This is a genomic window from Shimia gijangensis (genome assembly GCF_900142085.1).
Classification (GTDB): Bacteria; Pseudomonadota; Alphaproteobacteria; order Rhodobacterales; family Rhodobacteraceae; genus Shimia; species Shimia gijangensis.
In genome coordinates, this window is record NZ_FQZQ01000003.1 from 30,763 (window position 1) to 44,502 (window position 13,740).

Genomic DNA, 13,740 nt, shown 5'->3' on the forward strand with positions numbered 1-13,740 from the left:
GAGACTCCTGTGGCTGACGACACCAAACCGCTACTGATCAAACGCTACGCGAGCCGTCGGCTCTATAACACTGAAACCAGCGACTACGTAACGCTGGACGATATCGCCGGATTTATCCGCGATGGACGCGAAGTGCAGATCGTCGACTTGAAATCTGGTGATGACCTGACGCGCCAGTATCTTTTGCAAATCATTGCCGAGCACGAAAGTCGTGGCGAAAACATGTTGCCTGTCAACGTGCTGAACGACCTTGTGCGCAGCTACACCACCCAAGCCACCAGCGTTGTGCCGCAATTCTTGCAGGCGTCATTTGATATGCTGAAAGAGGGGCAGGAAAAGATGATGGGTGGCGGCGCTATGAAGTTACCCGGCCTCGAGGCAATGCAAGCCCAGCAAGAGGCCTTTCTAAAAGCCATGACCGGAGGTCTGGGCAATTGGGGGGCAGGTGGCACAACATCCACTGAACCTGAAGAAGAAAAAGGCGGCGAGGGCGGCGAAGATCTTGATGACATCAAGAAACAACTGTCTGAATTACAATCCAAGCTGAACAAACTCAGTTAAAACAAAAAGCCCCGGACATGTGCCGGGGCTTTTGATATCCAGACCGGATTTCAAGCCGATATTACGTTCCGTAGGCGCGCAGGCGTCCCATCACATCCTCGGCAGCACCGGTTAGCGCCCCAGCAATTACATTCAGCTCTTCCGTCTTTAATCGTGCTGGAAGCCGCACGTCACACGCGTTCATCAGCATGGCCCGTGTTTGCGGTAACTCAGGCAGGTCGCGGATGAATTGCCAGTTCCAGAACGCGCGCGCGTTGTCTGTGGATTGTCCAAACACCTGAACTTTGACACCGCGCTTTTGGGCGGCTTCCTGAAATGCGAGAATCTGATTGTTGGTCATACCTTCGATGTTGAACTGAATTGAATCCGGCGCGCGATCTTCCGGGGCCAGCTTCTCGGGAACGCTCAGCCATGGTGACTGGTTCAACAGGTCAGCAACATAATCGTGATTTTTGCGCCCATCCCGGACCCGGCGTGGAACCTCATTTAACTGAGGGCGGATGATGGCAGCCGACAGGTTGTTCAGGCGCAGATTGTACAGCGGCAACTGGTTCTGCCAGCGTGCAAACGCAGCCTCCAAAGCTCCCGTGTTGTCCCCCTCAGGGGCTTTGTGCTTTTGCCAGGTATGCTCATAGGCTCCTGACATGATTACAGCGCGCGCAACAAGGTCCGCATCATCCGTGACCATGATCCCGCCTTCGCCCGCATTCACCAGCTTGTAGGATTGAAACGAGAAACAGCCAATCTGCCCTATGGTGCCAATTTTACGGCCGTGCCAGGTGGTTCCAAGGCTGTGCGCGGCATCTTCGACCACGGGAATATTGCGGGCATCACACAGCGCCATGATCGCATCCATGTCGGACGTATGCCCGCGCATGTGGCTGATGATGACGGCTGAGATATTGTCGTCCAGACGGGCTTCGAAATCAGCGACATCAATACGGTAGTTGTCACCGACCTCGCACAGAACAGGTACGCAATCCGCGTGGATCACCGAAGATGGAACCGCAGCAAAGGTGAAACCTGGGATCAGAACCCGCGCATCGCGTGGCAATCCCAAGGCTTTCAATGACAAAAACAGTGCCGCTGAGCACGAAGACACAGCCAGCGCGTATTTCGTGCCCATCATCGCGGCAAACTCGGCCTCGAGAAGCGCAACTGGCGCGTCTTCAGGTGCCGTGTAACGGAACAAATCCCCTGATTGCAGCAATCTGTCTACTTCTGCTCGGGCGGATTCAGGAATTGGCTCGGCGTCATACACATTCGGTGGCAATGTCATAGTTTTTGCTTTTCTTAATTCAACCTTTGATAAATATAAATCAGGCCTATTCCAAAATCCAGACCCTTGGTCAAGGATTGGCCGGAATCTCCATAAAAAAAGGCCCCGCATCTGAAAGATGCAGGGCCAAAACTTAGTGGGGTGTTGCGCTGGAGGTTAAACCCCAAGCCGATCGCGCAAAGAATACCACGTCATTGCCAGAACCAGCAGAGGGCTGCGGACAAGTCGGCCACCGGGGAAGGGCATCGCCGGAACGGCAGCCATGGTGTCGAAACCCTCGCTTTGTCCGGCGATGGCGTCGGCCACCAATTTGCCGGCATGTGTGGCCGTACCAACACCGTGACCGGAATAGCCCGATGCATTCACGACATTGGGGCGTAGCTTGCGTAAGTACGGCATGCGTTTCATCGTAATGCCCAGAGTCCCACCCCAGGCATAATCAATCTTAACGTCCCGCAGATGTGGATAAATCTTTTGCATCGGCTTGCGGACCTTTTCGCCGATATCGTCGAAAAACTTGTAGCTGTAGCTTTCCGTGCCGCCAAACAGCAGGCGTTTGTCATCGCTGAGACGGTAGTAGTTGATAACGAACTTGGAATCCGCCACGGCGATATCGCGCGTCAGAACTTTGGCCGCCTCATCGCCCAACGGTTCTGTGGCCACAACATAGTTGTTGATCGGCATAACCCGTGACGCCACTTTGCCGTCCAGATCGCCCAGATAACCATTGCAGGCCAGAACCAGATGATCTGCGGTAACGGACCCTTCGGCGGTTTTCACTTTTACCTTAGTGCCGTGGTCAATCCCGGTTACTTCTGACAATTCGCAAATACGCGTACCCGCTTTGCGCGCAGCCTCGGCAAGCCCCAGCGCAAAATTCAGGGGGTGCAGATGGCCCGCACTCATGTCCAGAGAGCCTCCGACATAGGCAGGTGACGGGCAAATTGCCTGCAGCGCGTCGTAATCCAGCGCTTCAATCTGGTCATAACCATATTGGGTCTGCAATTGCTGCACGTAGTCATGTTCGTGTTTGACTTCGCGCTCATTCAGGCAGGCGTGCATGATGCCGGGTCGCAGGTGGCAATCAATTTTGTGTTTGGCGACCAGATCTTTGACCACCTGTTTGGCGTCCTCCGCCAGGTGCCACAGCTTGAGCGCATCGTCCCGCCCCATCAGCTTTTCCAGCTCATCCTGTTCCATACGCTGGCCCGAGCCCAACTGCCCGCCATTGCGCCCAGAGGCACCAAAGCCCGCGCGATGTGCCTCAAGCAGCACCACATCATAGCCTTTTTCCGCCAGATGCAGGGCCGTGGACAGGCCGGTAAAGCCACCGCCAATGACGCAAACATCAGCCTTAGTGTTCCCCTGCAACTGAGGGAAAGGATCCAGCGGCGTTGCGGTTGCAGCATACCAGCTGGGCGCGTGTTCGCCGCGCTTGTCGTTCGAGTGAAGCAAATTCATGGGATATCCTCCCGCATTCAATCTTGCAAAAATACTCGCGCTGCAGGCTTTCGGGTGCAATTCGCACCCGAAAACCCACAAAGCGAATTTAGACGTTCAGCAGCAGGTGCTCACGCTCCCACGGGCTGATAACCCCAAGAAATTCTTCGTATTCCGTGCGTTTTACGATGGAATACACCCGGGCAAACTCTGGCCCCAATATCTCGTGCAGGTCCTTGGCTTCGTCAAAGATATCCAGCGCGGCGCTCATTTCGCGTGGGATTGCCTCTTCACCGTCATAGGCATCGCCCTTGTATTGCGCATCAGGGCGCCCTTTTTCCATCATGCCAAGATAGCCACAGGCCAAAGAGGCCGCGATGGCAAGGTAGGGGTTACAATCCATCCCTGCCAACCGGTTTTCCACCCGGCGCGCAACTGGTTTCGAGATCGGAATGCGAATGCCGGTGGTCCGGTTATCGCGCGCCCATTCCAGATTGATGGGGGCGGCGTGGTCCCGCACATAGCGGCGATAGGAATTCACATACGGCGCAATCAATGGGATCGCAGCCGGCATGTGGTTCTGCAGACCGGCAATAAAGTGATAGAACGCGTCCGTGTCACCACCTTGCGGGCCGGAAAAGATGTTCTGACCGGTCTCGATATCAATCACCGAGTGGTGAATGTGCATTGCACTGCCAGGCTCGTCGCCAATCGGTTTGGCCATGAAGGTGGCGTAACAATCGTGGCGCAGCGCCGCTTCGCGGATCAGACGTTTAAAGTAGAACACCTGATCGGCCAGCGCGACAGGGTCGCCGTGCAAGAGGTTGATTTCCAGCTGACCTGCACCGCCTTCCTGGGTGATACCGTCAATGTCGATGCCCTGGGCTTCGGCGAAATCATAGATGTCGTCGATCACAGGGCCAAATTCGTCAACGGCTGTCATCGAATAGGCTTGCCGGGCCGCAGCCGGGCGGCCGGAGCGGCCCATCATTGGCTCAATCGGCTTGGCTGGATCGATGTTGCGGGCCACGAGGTAAAATTCCATCTCAGGCGCGACAACAGCTTTCCAGCCCTTTTTCCGATATAGTTCAACCACCCGTTTCAACACATTGCGGGGGCTGTACTCAATCGCGTTGCCATCGATGTCATAAGCATCGTGGATCACCTGAAGCGTCCAGTCTCCGGTCCATGGGGCCGCAGTGGCGGTGTCCCAGTCAGGGCGCAAAACCATGTCTTTTTCAATAAAGCCACCATCACCTGCGGCCTCGCCCCAACCACCTGTGATGGTCTGATAGAAAATCGAATCCGGCAGGTGGAAATAGCTTTGCCCTGCAAACTTTTTGGCAGGGACCGCCTTGCCGCGGGCAATCCCCGGCAGATCCGAAATAATGCATTCGACTTCATCCAGTCGTTTACCTTCAACATAATCACGTGCCGCTTGGGGCACCTTTTTCATCCAGTCGGCCATTACGCCCTCTCTTTGCGGAAAAAATCCGCCATCTGATCTGCGAAAGTCTGACTCGAAACAGGTTCGCTCAGCTTTTCTGTGGCTGCATCCAGCAGCTCTTGCGGTACGTTGCCCTTGCCACGGGTCTGTATCAGCCCGTCCACCATAGCAGCGCCAAACTCGGGGTGTGGCTGGACCGTCAGTATTTGGTCGCCATAAACCAGAGCCGCATTTTCGCAGAAAGTATTGGATGCCAGAACCACCGCACCTTCGGGGCGTTCCGTCACCTGATCCTGATGCCAGGCATTAAAGGCCATTTCTGTGCCGCCAAAGTCATAGACCTGGCGCCCAACAGCCCATCCACCGGCATACTTCTCAACCTTGCCGCCCAAGGCCTGTGCGATGATCTGATGACCAAAACACACGCCAATCAAAGGACGGCCTGTTTCGACAATTTCGCGGATTAGATCTTCCAATGGAGGGATCCAGGGGTGGTCTTCATAGGCGCCATGTTTAGAGCCCGTGATAAGCCAGCCATCTGCGGCCTCTGCAGAGGCCGGGAATTCCTGATCCACGACGCTGAAAACTTCAAAGTCAAAGCCGTGGTCGCCCAGAAGGGCAATAAACATCTCCCCATAGTCCCCGACCTCAGGTTTGAGTTCATCAGGGGAGTGGCCGGTTTGGAGAATACCGATTTTCATGTGTCACCAGATTTTTGATCAAATTAATGGTAGCCGAGAGAATCACTTCCCGCAAGGGGGCACGGATTCCGGCTGTTGAAAGGCTGTCATCCTTCCGCGCGTGGCCCGGTGGGCCGGTCGTCACGCGGAAGGGCTCAGACTCTTTCGAGGTAGAGTTTCCAGTGATCTTTGGGGCGCATCTCGGCCAGCTTGGCCGCTTCCTGACGCTTGGTCATCACAAGGTTCTGAATGAGCATTTCCGGCAGGCAACGGGCAATGAACGCATCGCTTTCAAAGCGGTCGATGGCCGACGTCCAGTCGGGCGCCAGTTGAGGCAGGTCCATGTCATAGGCGTTGCCGGTGATCGGGGCAGGGGGTTTTAGGCCTTCCTCAACACCTTCGATCGCGGCCCCCAGAACAGCGGCCAGCATGAGGTAGGGGTTAATGTCCCCGCCCGCGACGCGGTGCTCAATGCGCCGTGCCTGATGCGGCCCCCCCGGAATGCGAATGGCCGCGGTGCGGTTTTCATAGGCCCAACAGGCACCCGTGGGCGCATGGGATCCGGGCACCAGACGGTCATAGCTGGGGCCATGTGGTGCAAAAATCAGGGTCGAGGCCGGCATTGCGCGCACACATCCCGCGACCGCCTGTAACAAGGTCTCAGTGCCTTCCGGGCCACCATTGTCAAAGACGTTGTTGCCATCGCTGTCCAACACCGAGAAATGCACATGCATGCCATTGCCCGCGTCATCCAGATAGGGCTTTGCCATAAAGCTCGCGGCCATTCCGTGGCGCCGTGCAAGGCCTCGGGTTAAGAATTTGAAAAGCCATGCATCATCTGCGGCCCGCAATGCCGATTGATGGGTCAGAGTCACCTCAAACTGGCCAAGGCCACTTTCGTTGATGATGGTTTGAACAGGCAAGCCCATGGCGACGCAGCCGTCATAAAGCTCGGTGAAAAAGACATCAAAGGCATCCAGCTCATCCACAGACAGGATATCGGGAGCAAACAGGCGCTGGCTGCTGCGCGGATCACGCGGTGGCTTTGGCCGCTTGCCGCTGGGATCGACCAGACTAAATTCCATTTCCGTGGCGGCCATCACCGACCAGCCGCGTTCCGTATATCGCTCTAGAACGCTGGCAAGAGCCTGACGTGGGTCGCCCAGAAAAGGCGCACCGTCTTCGGTGTGCATGGTCAACGGAACCAGCGCTGATGGCGTGTCCAGCCATGGCATCGGCACCGCACCACGGTCCGTTGGGAACAGAATGCCATCCTCATCACCGGTTTCGAACACCAGTGGAGAGTCGTCGATGTCTGCGCCCCAAACGTCTACATTCAGGCAGGACAGGGGCATACGGATCGCCCCTTTGGCCAGCTTTGCTCCATAAGATGCTGGCACCCGTTTGCCGCGCATCTGACCGTTTAGATCGGATGCAGCGACGCGAAGTGTTGAAAACTGTGACAGGTCCATGTGAGGCTCCCTAGGGCTTTGCCCCGTTGTAGCGCAGGCAGGCGGGGGATGTCACCATAATTTGATCAAAATAATTTTTGGTAGAAATTCACAAGCATGTGACTTGTCCTAATGCTAAGGTGACACACATTGTGCCTCATGATTTTGCAAAGGAGTTTAGGATGTCAAAATTCAACAGACGGGACGTATTGGCATATGCAGGTGCCACAGCGGTTGCGGCCTTATTTGGGCCCGCAGCGGCTTTTGCTCAGGTTAAAATTCCAGCACCCAAACCTGGTCAGGGCGTTGTCGTATTTTACCGTAGCGGAACAACTGCTGGCAGTGGTGTGCGGTTCACGATTCAAGATGCAAACGGTAGAACGGTAGCGCATCTCAAGCGCGGGTCCGTTGATGCCGTTCCTGTTCCGGCCGGGCCAAACTTTTTCAAAGTCCCCGAAGCCAACAACACCGAAGGCACGATCGACGTAAAAGCGGGCCAAACGCTTTATATCCGCTGCTATCTGAATGCGGCCACCTTTGCCGGTAAGCTGCAATTCGAAGAAGTGTCCGAAGAGCGCGCCCGAAAAGAGCTCAAGTTCTAGTCATTCTTACAACACTTGCCTCCGCCCTAACGGATGATGTTGGGGCGGAACCGCATTTTGGTGCGGCGTTCCTGTGGCAAATGGCGGTTCAGACGATTGTTCACCAGTCCGAACAGGCCGACAACAATCAAGGTTAGAATGATGAAGTAGAACGCCAGGATAGGGTAGGGGATGAACGGGTTGAACGTTTTATCTGCGAAATAGCTGGCATAATACAGCGCGTCCCCCTGCTGGCGCAGCACTGGAAAGCCCGAGAAAAACACCAGCGTCGTGGCGTGAAACAGAAAGATCGCTTCGTTGGTGTAGGCAGGCCAAGCCAGCCGCATCATCGTCGGGAACACGATTCGGCGGAACCGTGCCCAGCCAGACAATCCGTAAGCATCTGCCGCTTCGGTGTCGCCCTTAGGGATCGACAAAAGCGCGCCGTAGAAAATCTCACCCGAATAGGCGGCAGTATTACAGAACAACACCACCAGCGCGCCCAGCCACGCCGCGGTAAAGGGCGCCAGCAGAGGTACGGATTGCTTTAGTGTCAGAAAGACGAAGTAGGCAAAGAAGAACTGAATGAACAGTGGCGAGCCACGGAAGATAAAGATGAACCATTCCGACGGCTTTCGCGCCCAGGCACTGCTCGAGTTCTTGCCGACCGCCAATGCAGTGGCAAAAAAGAACCCGGTCATCAGGGCCAGAACCCCGAAATAGATGTTCCAGAACATGCCCGACCCGATCAGCGTGAACTGCTGACATAAGGTAAAGTCAGACTTTGGCAACAGACGCTCGCCAATGCCTATGGACCGCAGCGCATAGTCCTGAACCGTCACCCAGCAGCTCATGCGTTTGCCCTCCGCTGGGCTTCACCGCCAGATGTGGCCTGCCCGTGGGTCAGACGTTTCATAATGCGCTCCAGAACCACCTCAGAGACTTTGGTAAAGCTGAGATAGAACACCAGCAGCGCAAAGAAGTACCACATCCGCCAGTCGCCATGCGGATAGTCGGTAAAGCGGGCATTCTTAGTGCCGCCCAACTCGCGCGCCCAGTAAACAATGTCTTCGACACCCAACAGGAACAACAGCGGCGTGGCTTTGATCAGCACCATCCACAGGTTCGACAGGCCGGGCAGGGCATAGACCCACATCTGCGGCACAAGGATGCGCCAGAACGTCTGGCGACGTGTCATGCCATAGGCTTCTGCAGTTTCCAGCTGCGGGCGCGGCACGGCTCGCATGGCGCCAAACAGCACGTTGGCGGCAAAGGCGCCAAACACGATGGCAAAAGTCAGAACCGCAAGGAAAAACGCGTAAGTTTCATGCAACCATTGCGGCGAGGCCGACAGGGGCAGCTTGGCCGCGGTGCAGACGACAAAATCATTGCCTTGGCGGATCGCATCAGGCCAGTCGGGGCACTTCACCTGATGGCGCAGCCACTCAAAGCCCTGGTCCAGCGCAATGACGAAAAACATGAAAAAGGCGATGTCCGGCACGCCGCGTACGATCGACGTATAGCCTTTGCCAAGCCAGCGCAGCGGCAGAAACTTGGACCGCGCGGCCGTAGCGCCCGCAAATCCAAATGCCAACGCGACGGGGGCGGTGATCGCCAAAAGGACAAGCACGGTCACAACCGAGATGTAGAGGCCCATGTGCTTGCCCGTTGTCAGGTAGCAGGAAAGCCACGCCAACCCCTCAAGCGCTTCTGGATCCGTACAATAGGAAAACATCTGCTGGTCTGTCCTTGTCCGTCGTGTGGTCCCGGTTTTTCATGTGGCCTCAGAATGTGGCTGGGCCGGTCCGGGTACCATTCGGGTCCGCAAGCTATGGCCTGCGAACCCGGATCATCCCTGATGGGATCAGTTTACTGCCGTATTACCACTGAGAAGAAACTTCCCACTTGGCGATCAGCGTGTTCAGTGTGCCGTCATCCTTCATCGACTGGATGGCCGCGTCGAACGTTGCGCGCAGCTCTTGATCCGACTCGCGGACCCCCATGCCAACGCCGCCACCGATCATTTCGGTGCGCTCAAGCAGAACAAGACCGTCTGATCCGACAACTGTGTCGAGGAAGCTCTTGTCAGCCAGAACCGCGTCGGCTTCGCCGTTGCGGACCGCCGCCACGGTTTCTTCCGGGGTGGCGAATTCGATCAGGGTCCAGCCTTTTTCAGCGATGAAAGCCGCCTGAATGGTCGCCGCTTGGGCTGCGATCACGCCGCCTTCGACGTCAAGACCTGCGTCCAGTGCCGCAAACGCCGAGGGGTCCGGCGGGGTGTAGGCTTGGGTAAAGTCGATGACTTCATCACGCTCAGCGGTCACAGACATGCCGGCGATGATGGTGTCATAGTTGCCCGACACGAGGTTCGGTATGATCGAATCCCAGTCGTTCTTGACCCACTCACAAGTCAGGTTGGCGCGTTTGCACAGCTCGTCGCCCAATTCGCGCTCAAAGCCGTCGATCTCGCCAGCGTCGTTGACAAAGTTCCACGGTGCATAGGCGCCTTCTGTGCCCATACGCACCACGTCGGCAGATGCAAACCCGGCGACCAGCGCCAGCGCAGCAGTGCTGAGGATTAGTTTTTTCATTTTTTACACTCCCAGTAGTTTGATTTCTTAGTCTTTAGTGTGCAGCAGTGGCTGACAGGAACCCCTGCAGCCGTTCGGTTTTAGGCGATCCAAACAACGTTGCCGGGTCGCCTTCTTCTTCGATCTTGCCTTGATGCAGAAAGACCACGTGGTCGCTCACATCATGGGCCAGTTTCATATCATGGGTCACGATCAACATGGTGCGACCTTCTTCTGCCAGCGATTTGATCACGCGGATCACTTCCTGTTCCAGTTCAGGATCCAACGCCGAGGTCGGCTCATCAAACAGCAGGGCTTCGGGCTCCATGCACAGGGCACGCGCAATCGCGGCGCGCTGTTGCTGACCACCAGACAGTTGCGCCGGAAACACGTCGTGCTTGTCGGAAATACCCACCTTGTTCAGGTAGGCATGCGCGGCGTCTTCCACTTCTGCACGATCACGTCCCAGAACGGTCAGCGGCGCCTCCATCACATTTTGCAGAATGGTCATATGCGACCACAGATTGAACTGTTGGAACACCATCGACAGGTTGGTGCGAATGCGCAGCACCTGCTTTGGGTCCGCAGGGTGACGATCATGGCCTTGGCCCTTCCATGACACAGGCTCACCCTTGAACAGAATCTCGCCTTGCTGGCTGTCCTCCAAAAGGTTGGCACAGCGCAATATTGTCGATTTGCCGGACCCGGACGAGCCGATCAACGAAACAACATCACCGCGATGGGCGGTGATATCCACGCCTTTGATGACCTCAAGGTCGCCGTAAGCTTTGTGCAGGTTGCGAATTTCTAGAACAGGTGTTGTGTCAGACAAGGGCAGCAATCACGTTTTTTGTTTGCGTTATCAGGGTCACACTAGGGCCGAAAAAATGGGCGATTGCAACTTGCAAAACGGTTGACCCTAGGGGAATTCGTCCATTTCGGCGGGTTAATTCGCCGTTTGTTATGTTTTTCGGGGATTTGGCACTGCAAGATAGTCCGACGCGGGAATCTCTGTAAGCCCCCAAAGACACAACGTGGATCGATCCGCATCCGTCAGATTGGCAATGGCTTTGATTGTCGCTGCGCGGATCACGTCCACGCGTTGACCGGGCCCCGTGATAAATGGCAGGGTCGGGGTTGGTGTGGTTTTTGCAATCACCTGCAAATCATCTGCAAAGGCGTCATAGCGCTGGATCAGCGCCCATGTCAGAGCGTCCAGCGCGGCGAAATCGGCCTTTCCTGTGGCGACGGCCTGCGCCGAAAGAATGTGCGCTCCGGTTTGCAACGTTTGATTTGGAGTGAGGCCAAGCGCCTGCATATGCACCATTGGAGCTGCCCAACCCGATTGCGACACTGGTTCGTTATAGGCAAACACTCCGTCGCACAGCTCGGTCAGCGTAACATCTCCTGCGTCCCGTCGTGCCACGATCACGCTGTTGTAAAATCCCGGTGGACAGTCAGGCAGGCCATAGTCAGGTGTGCCAACCAATTGAACCCGAGCGTGCAATTCCAACCGAAACGGCATGCCGCAGGTCTGGGCAAACACCAGATCGCGGGCGCGCCATATGTCAAAGAAGTCCCTGTCACGCGTGAGAGCAACCGGTCCAAATCCCAGATTGCCCCGGATCGCCTGCCACAGCCGATCATTGGCCGCAGCCGTTTCCGGGCGATCATACATGCCCAGCATGGCAATCATTTTGATGAGACCCGCTGACGCGCCAAAGCACTGTCGCGATCATTGATGCCCAAAAGATTGGCCGCCAGTCGCACCACAGCGTCTTCTTCGGCCTCGCGCACACCATCGGCCATGACCACTTGCCACAGGGCCTCAATCACACCGATACGGTCGTCATGTGGCACCGCATCCTTAATGACCCGGGTAAAGCGCACCGTGTCTGGCGCGTCCTGTTCGACAATCTCGGCTTCTTTGCGCAGTGCTGCCGCCTCAAACGGCGAAAGCCCATAGCGCTGCAGGTTCACTTTGTCGATCTGCGTGGCTTCGGCTTGATCGTAATCTCCATCAGCCCGCGCGATGCGCACCAACAAGGCGGTCAGGGCCAGCCGCGCGTCATCATCGGCCAGAGCCCCGGAAGCGCCCTCGGTCAGTCGTTTGAAAAATCCTGCAATCATTCTGCGTCCGATCTATGCCTGTTTGGGAAAACCACAAGAGTGTGGCGGTTTCATCTCTTAAAAGCACTCTGAGGTAAATGGCGCCTTTGCACTGCAGGGGCGCCCTGAGACGCAATGCCTCTTTTGCCAGCCTTCAAAACGGTTTGTCTTCGTCACGGATACCAAAAATCCGCAGAATATCGCTCAAAGCGGCGTCTTCTTCCGGCAGGTGGCGACCATCCGCCATGATCACTCTGCAAAAGGCCCGGATCATCTCAAGACGATGGGGATAATCCACCGTCTGACGGATCAACAGGGCAAAGTCAGGGGTGCCCGGTGCCTGCGCCTCAAGCTTTTCACAGGTCGCACGCATCTTGGCGGCCTCGATCGGGTTCAGAGAAAAACTCTCGGCCAGCAACCTGTCAATCTCGCCAATCTCAAGCGCATCATAATGCTGATCCGATTTCGCCACCCGCACCATCAGCGCACCAAGCGCCAGATGTTCGTCCGGTTCCGGCAGGGGTGGGGTTTCCTGTGTGCCGCGCAGGCGGTTGATCAGACTTTCAAACATCAGCCATCGTACCCCTCAACAATGACCATATTGTTCACGCTAACCGGTGTGCGTATGGCTTTGGCCGCCTGATACGAGGCGCTGTCGTAGCATTCCAATGCCGCTGCATAGCTGGGAAATTCGATCACCACATTGCGGGATCGCGCCGTGCCTTCGGGGTTGGTGAATTGCCCGGCCCGTACCAGAAACCTGGCGCCATATTCAGCAAAGGGCGCTGCATTGGCCTCAATGTACTTTTTGTAGATTTCCATATCATCGACTTCGACACTGCCGATCCAATATCCTTTAGCCATGGTCTCTTTTCCCCCTCGATTGTTTTTTTGGTCTTTCAAAACAGCATGAGGTCAATTTGAAAGAGGATGTCGTCGATGGCAATCCCCCCCGGATCAGTATTGGTCACGACCATCCCACCCAGTATCGGACCGTCTGTGACACGAAACCCAAATTCCGATATCCCACGACCCGGTGTCAGGACCTTTGTTTCGATCGGATAGCCCTGTCTGGTAAAGAAATGCACCCTTACGTCGCCCGATGATGGGATGTTGCCCAGCGGGGCGGCATAATCGGTGTGGACGCGAAACCCGACGGCCATCTGATCGGTATCAAAAACCACCGCCAACGCCCCTTCACCACGGCCCGAGACCCTATCAAACCCATCCGGGCCCAGCGGCAGAATCGCATTGGACCCAAATCCACGATGAAACGCGATGGAAAGATTGCGGTTGGGCAGGCCGGGTTGAACAGACAGGGGCCGGTGGCCAAATGCATGCCCTAACGCGTCATGAGGCGAGCCGTTTGTCGCCACAACCTCTGCCATGGATTGCCCCGCGAAATGTTCACCCACCCAAGCTCCGGCGCTGCGCAGGGGATGATCCAGATTGAACCCCGGTTCCGGGCGTTGGGGCAGGGTTTCGAACGTGAGCGTGTTGGAAAGTTCTAGCCGGAGATCGCTATAAGGCACCGCAATGATTTCGGCCGAAACAGGCGTGGTGAAGGCAAGCAGGAAGAGCAGTCTCAGGCTCATGGCGTGAAAGGTACTCAAAGCCTGCTC

General features: G+C 56.3%; 16 protein-coding genes. 2 read left to right on the forward strand and 14 right to left on the reverse strand.

What is annotated here, in order from left to right; all coding sequences use genetic code 11:
• The first annotated feature begins 9 nt into the window (after nucleotides 1–9).
• Nucleotides 10–561 carry a polyhydroxyalkanoate synthesis repressor PhaR gene (gene phaR, locus BUC32_RS03140; protein WP_073249354.1) on the forward strand — a complete coding sequence of 184 codons (552 nt, stop codon included), beginning with the start codon at nucleotides 10–12 and terminating at the stop codon, nucleotides 559–561.
• 61 nt (nucleotides 562–622) lie between these two features.
• Here the strand turns inward: phaR and BUC32_RS03145 are convergent, their stop codons facing one another.
• The 5 genes from BUC32_RS03145 to BUC32_RS03165 all read right to left on the reverse strand — a co-directional run bounded on the left by BUC32_RS03145 (nucleotide 623) and on the right by BUC32_RS03165 (nucleotide 6,879).
• Nucleotides 623–1,840, reverse strand: coding sequence for a DegT/DnrJ/EryC1/StrS family aminotransferase (locus BUC32_RS03145; RefSeq protein ID WP_073249356.1), 1,218 nt, complete (start codon nucleotides 1,838–1,840; stop codon nucleotides 623–625).
• Nucleotides 1,841–1,996: 156 nt separating this feature from the next.
• Entirely contained in the window at nucleotides 1,997–3,301 is a 1,305-nt protein-coding gene (locus BUC32_RS03150) for an NAD(P)/FAD-dependent oxidoreductase (protein WP_073249358.1), read from the reverse strand.
• A gap of 88 nt (nucleotides 3,302–3,389) precedes the next feature.
• Nucleotides 3,390–4,748 (reverse strand): glutamine synthetase family protein, encoded by a 1,359-nt coding sequence (locus tag BUC32_RS03155; protein WP_073249360.1) that lies wholly within the window; start codon nucleotides 4,746–4,748, stop codon nucleotides 3,390–3,392.
• Complete coding sequence (locus tag BUC32_RS03160; protein WP_073249362.1) at nucleotides 4,748–5,428, reverse strand: type 1 glutamine amidotransferase; 681 nt, start codon at nucleotides 5,426–5,428, stop codon at nucleotides 4,748–4,750. Before BUC32_RS03160 ends, BUC32_RS03155 begins: the two co-directional genes overlap by 1 nt.
• 134 nt (nucleotides 5,429–5,562) lie before the next feature.
• The gene (locus BUC32_RS03165; RefSeq protein ID WP_073249364.1) at nucleotides 5,563–6,879 is read right to left on the reverse strand and encodes a glutamine synthetase family protein; all 1,317 of its coding nucleotides are present in this window, start codon (nucleotides 6,877–6,879) and stop codon (nucleotides 5,563–5,565) included.
• Between the two features lie 161 nt (nucleotides 6,880–7,040).
• On the opposite strand from BUC32_RS03165, the gene BUC32_RS03170 reads away from it, so the two are divergent.
• Complete coding sequence (locus tag BUC32_RS03170) at nucleotides 7,041–7,460, forward strand: hypothetical protein (RefSeq protein WP_073249366.1); 420 nt, start codon at nucleotides 7,041–7,043, stop codon at nucleotides 7,458–7,460.
• Nucleotides 7,461–7,486: 26 nt separating this feature from the next.
• Here the strand turns inward: BUC32_RS03170 and BUC32_RS03175 are convergent, their stop codons facing one another.
• From BUC32_RS03175 to BUC32_RS03215, 9 genes are all read right to left on the reverse strand, one after another.
• Nucleotides 7,487–8,293: an ABC transporter permease gene (locus BUC32_RS03175; protein WP_073249368.1), complete on the reverse strand. Its 807-nt coding sequence runs from the start codon at nucleotides 8,291–8,293 to the stop codon at nucleotides 7,487–7,489.
• Nucleotides 8,290–9,174 carry an ABC transporter permease gene (locus tag BUC32_RS03180; RefSeq protein ID WP_073249370.1) on the reverse strand — a complete coding sequence of 295 codons (885 nt, stop codon included), beginning with the start codon at nucleotides 9,172–9,174 and terminating at the stop codon, nucleotides 8,290–8,292. The genes BUC32_RS03175 and BUC32_RS03180 overlap by 4 nt, the downstream gene beginning before the upstream one ends.
• A gap of 145 nt (nucleotides 9,175–9,319) precedes the next feature.
• The gene (locus BUC32_RS03185; protein ID WP_073249372.1) at nucleotides 9,320–10,030 is read right to left on the reverse strand and encodes a transporter substrate-binding domain-containing protein; all 711 of its coding nucleotides are present in this window, start codon (nucleotides 10,028–10,030) and stop codon (nucleotides 9,320–9,322) included.
• A 34-nt stretch (nucleotides 10,031–10,064) separates the two neighbouring features.
• Nucleotides 10,065–10,841, reverse strand: a complete 777-nt coding sequence (locus BUC32_RS03190; protein ID WP_073249374.1) for an ABC transporter ATP-binding protein — start codon at nucleotides 10,839–10,841, stop codon at nucleotides 10,065–10,067.
• A gap of 129 nt (nucleotides 10,842–10,970) precedes the next feature.
• On the reverse strand, nucleotides 10,971–11,705 hold the full coding sequence (locus tag BUC32_RS03195; RefSeq protein ID WP_073249376.1) for a phosphate/phosphite/phosphonate ABC transporter substrate-binding protein: 735 nt from the start codon (nucleotides 11,703–11,705) through the stop codon (nucleotides 10,971–10,973).
• Nucleotides 11,702–12,139: a tellurite resistance TerB family protein gene (locus BUC32_RS03200; RefSeq protein ID WP_073249378.1), complete on the reverse strand. Its 438-nt coding sequence runs from the start codon at nucleotides 12,137–12,139 to the stop codon at nucleotides 11,702–11,704. Before BUC32_RS03200 ends, BUC32_RS03195 begins: the two co-directional genes overlap by 4 nt.
• A gap of 133 nt (nucleotides 12,140–12,272) precedes the next feature.
• Nucleotides 12,273–12,689 carry a tellurite resistance TerB family protein gene (locus tag BUC32_RS03205; RefSeq protein WP_073249381.1) on the reverse strand — a complete coding sequence of 139 codons (417 nt, stop codon included), beginning with the start codon at nucleotides 12,687–12,689 and terminating at the stop codon, nucleotides 12,273–12,275.
• Entirely contained in the window at nucleotides 12,689–12,982 is a 294-nt protein-coding gene (locus BUC32_RS03210) for a DUF1330 domain-containing protein (protein ID WP_073249833.1), read from the reverse strand. The genes BUC32_RS03205 and BUC32_RS03210 overlap by 1 nt, the downstream gene beginning before the upstream one ends.
• Before the next feature lie 35 nt (nucleotides 12,983–13,017).
• The gene (locus BUC32_RS03215; protein WP_073249383.1) at nucleotides 13,018–13,713 is read right to left on the reverse strand and encodes a hypothetical protein; all 696 of its coding nucleotides are present in this window, start codon (nucleotides 13,711–13,713) and stop codon (nucleotides 13,018–13,020) included.
• Nucleotides 13,714–13,740 lie beyond the last annotated feature (27 nt).

Bases quoted from the DNA above. Each gene is read 5' to 3' on its own strand.
- BUC32_RS03180 (WP_073249370.1), bottom strand. From the start codon at position 9,174: ATGTTTTCCTATTGTACGGATCCAGAAGCGCTTGAGGGGTTGGCGTGG.
- BUC32_RS03165 (WP_073249364.1), bottom strand. From the start codon at position 6,879: ATGGACCTGTCACAGTTTTCAACACTTCGCGTCGCTGCATCCGATCTA.
- BUC32_RS03145 (WP_073249356.1), bottom strand. From the start codon at position 1,840: ATGACATTGCCACCGAATGTGTATGACGCCGAGCCAATTCCTGAATCC.
- BUC32_RS03155 (WP_073249360.1), bottom strand. From the start codon at position 4,748: ATGGCCGACTGGATGAAAAAGGTGCCCCAAGCGGCACGTGATTATGTT.
- BUC32_RS03170 (WP_073249366.1), top strand. From the start codon at position 7,041: ATGTCAAAATTCAACAGACGGGACGTATTGGCATATGCAGGTGCCACA.
- BUC32_RS03175 (WP_073249368.1), bottom strand. From the start codon at position 8,293: ATGAGCTGCTGGGTGACGGTTCAGGACTATGCGCTGCGGTCCATAGGC.
- BUC32_RS03205 (WP_073249381.1), bottom strand. From the start codon at position 12,689: ATGTTTGAAAGTCTGATCAACCGCCTGCGCGGCACACAGGAAACCCCA.
- BUC32_RS03160 (WP_073249362.1), bottom strand. From the start codon at position 5,428: ATGAAAATCGGTATTCTCCAAACCGGCCACTCCCCTGATGAACTCAAA.
- BUC32_RS03195 (WP_073249376.1), bottom strand. From the start codon at position 11,705: ATGATTGCCATGCTGGGCATGTATGATCGCCCGGAAACGGCTGCGGCC.
- BUC32_RS03185 (WP_073249372.1), bottom strand. From the start codon at position 10,030: ATGAAAAAACTAATCCTCAGCACTGCTGCGCTGGCGCTGGTCGCCGGG.
- BUC32_RS03200 (WP_073249378.1), bottom strand. From the start codon at position 12,139: ATGATTGCAGGATTTTTCAAACGACTGACCGAGGGCGCTTCCGGGGCT.
- BUC32_RS03150 (WP_073249358.1), bottom strand. From the start codon at position 3,301: ATGAATTTGCTTCACTCGAACGACAAGCGCGGCGAACACGCGCCCAGC.
- BUC32_RS03215 (WP_073249383.1), bottom strand. From the start codon at position 13,713: ATGAGCCTGAGACTGCTCTTCCTGCTTGCCTTCACCACGCCTGTTTCG.
- BUC32_RS03210 (WP_073249833.1), bottom strand. From the start codon at position 12,982: ATGGCTAAAGGATATTGGATCGGCAGTGTCGAAGTCGATGATATGGAA.